Source organism: Candidatus Frankia nodulisporulans (genome assembly GCF_902806475.1).
GTDB classification, from domain to species: Bacteria; Actinomycetota; Actinomycetes; order Frankiales; family Frankiaceae; genus Frankia; species Frankia umida.
On sequence record NZ_CADCWS010000434.1, the window covers coordinates 1 to 2,009 of the forward strand.

Annotated in this window: 3 protein-coding genes; all 3 read right to left on the reverse strand. The window is 68.7% G+C overall.

The features are described 5' to 3' along the window. On the reverse strand, positions 1-201 hold a 201-nt coding region (locus G6R24_RS20535; RefSeq protein ID WP_276529343.1), incomplete at its 3' end, for a TCP-1/cpn60 chaperonin family protein. A 220-nt stretch (positions 202-421) separates the two neighbouring features. Further along, positions 422-1,747, reverse strand: a complete 1,326-nt coding sequence (locus tag G6R24_RS20540; RefSeq protein ID WP_225438873.1) for an AMP-binding protein — start codon at positions 1,745-1,747, stop codon at positions 422-424. Then, on the reverse strand, positions 1,744-2,009 hold a 266-nt coding region (locus G6R24_RS24670; RefSeq protein WP_338084490.1), incomplete at its 5' end, for an AMP-binding protein. The genes G6R24_RS24670 and G6R24_RS20540, both read right to left, overlap by 4 nt.

Below are 2,009 nucleotides of genomic sequence, written 5' to 3' on the forward strand. Positions count from 1 at the left end.
GCGCTCGTAGGCGTCCTCGAGCTCGACCTCACGGGCGATGCTCACACCGTCGTTGGTCACGGTCGGGGCGCCGAACTTGTTCGCGAGGACCACGTTGCGACCCTTGGGACCGAGCGTGACCTTCACCGCGTCGGCCAGCCGGTTCACGCCGCGCTCCAGGCCCCGTCGGGCTTCCTCGTCGAACGCGATCATCTTTGCCATACGTGCTGGGTCCTCTCAGGGGCAATCCCGGATTGGCACTCGACCTCGCTGAGTGCCAGTCACTGTATAGCCCGCCCGACGCCGCTCCGGGGCACCAATACCACCTCCGAGGGGCCCGGCCAGCCTGGTAACCTCGGCGGTCAGTCGAGGTCGAAGGCGGCGAGGGTCGCCTCGGTCAGGGCGGTCTCCTGGGCGACGGCACCCGCGTGGAGGGGGATGATCAGCCGATCTGGCGGGCGGAGCCGGACCAGTAGCGGGCCCGCAGCGCTTTCTTGTCGGGCTTGCCGACGGCGGTCAGCGGCACGGCGTCGGTGAACTCGATGGTCTTGGGCGAGTAGTGCGGGCCCTTGCGCTCCTTGACCAGCTCCCGCAGCTCCTCGGCGGAGACCTCGACGCCCGGACGGCGCACGACGACGGCGGTCACGGCCTCGCCCCACTTCGGGTCGGGAACACCGATCACCGCGGACGCGGCGACCCCCGGATGCTCGGACAGCACATCCTCGATCTCGCGGGGGAACACGTTGAAGCCGCCGCTGACAATCATGTCCTTGCGGCGATCGACGATCGTGTAGAAACCGTCCGGGTCCTGCCGGGCGACATCACCGGTGTGCAGCCAACCGCCCGCGAACGCCTCGGCGGTCGCCTCCGGCTTGTTCCAGTAGCCCTTCATCACCAGCGGGCCACGGACGCAGATCTCACCCGGCTCGCCGGGCGGGACGGGATCGCCGGCCTCGTCGAGCAGGGCGATGTGCACCCATGGCACCGGTCGACCGCAACTGGCCAGCCGGGCCGGACTGTCCGGGTCGTGCTCCTCCTTGCGCAGCACGAACAGGGTCTGCGGCGCCTCGGTCTGACCGTAGAACTGGAAGAAGACCGGGCCCAGTTTTCCGATGGCCTCACGCAGCCGGGCCGGCGACATCACCGACGCGCTGTAGAACACGGTTTCCAGGCTGGACAGATCCGTCTCGGCGAACGCCGGATGATCGAGCAGTGCGTAGATCATCGACGGGACGAGAAACAACGACGTGATGCGGTACCGCTCGATCGCGGCGAGTACCGCGCCGGCATCGAACTTCGGCAGGACCACGACGGAACCGCCTCGGTGCAACACCGGGATGATGAAGCTGGAGCCGGCGTGGCTCAACGGCGTGCAGACGAGATGACGCAGGTCCGCCGGCCACTGCCATTCGGAGATGAGGATGTGCGCCATCGCCGCGCTGCCCCGGTAGGTGGCCATCACACCCTTGGGCTGGCCGGTGGTCCCGCCGGTGTAGGCCAACGCCGAGATCGACTCGGGGTCGACGGCCGGGGCGACCAGCGGGGCGGGTGCGAACGTCGCGGCCAGCGCCACCAGGTCCTCACCCACCTCGGACGGACCGAACGACAGCAGCCGCTTGAGGCCCGGCACCTGCTCACGCAGCGCGGCGGCCCGCGGCGCGAAGCTCGGGTCGAACACGAGCGTCTCGATCTCGGCGTCGCGCAGGACATAGGCGTGGTCGTCGAGGGAACCCAGCGGATGCAGCGGGGTGTTACGGGCGCCGTTCATGCGCCCATGGCGTAGAGCACCTCGGGCCGGTTGGTGGACAACACCGCCACGCCACTGCCCGCACCCACCCCGCGGGCCGCGTACGCCTGGGCGTACTGGCTGATCCGTTCGGCGAGCTGGCCGAGGGTGAGAATCTCCTCGCCGAGGTAGATGGCCGGGCGTGCGGGGTCACGACGCAATGCGGCGAGCAGGAGGTCGGGAAAGTACGAACCGCGGTAAAGGTCAGCGAAATCAGTATGCGGACTATGAGGCTTATGCAGAA

Excerpts from the sequence above, each read along its gene's own strand:
- G6R24_RS20540 (WP_225438873.1), bottom strand. The coding sequence starts at position 1,747 with ATGAACGGCGCCCGTAACACCCCGCTGCATCCGCTGGGTTCCCTCGAC.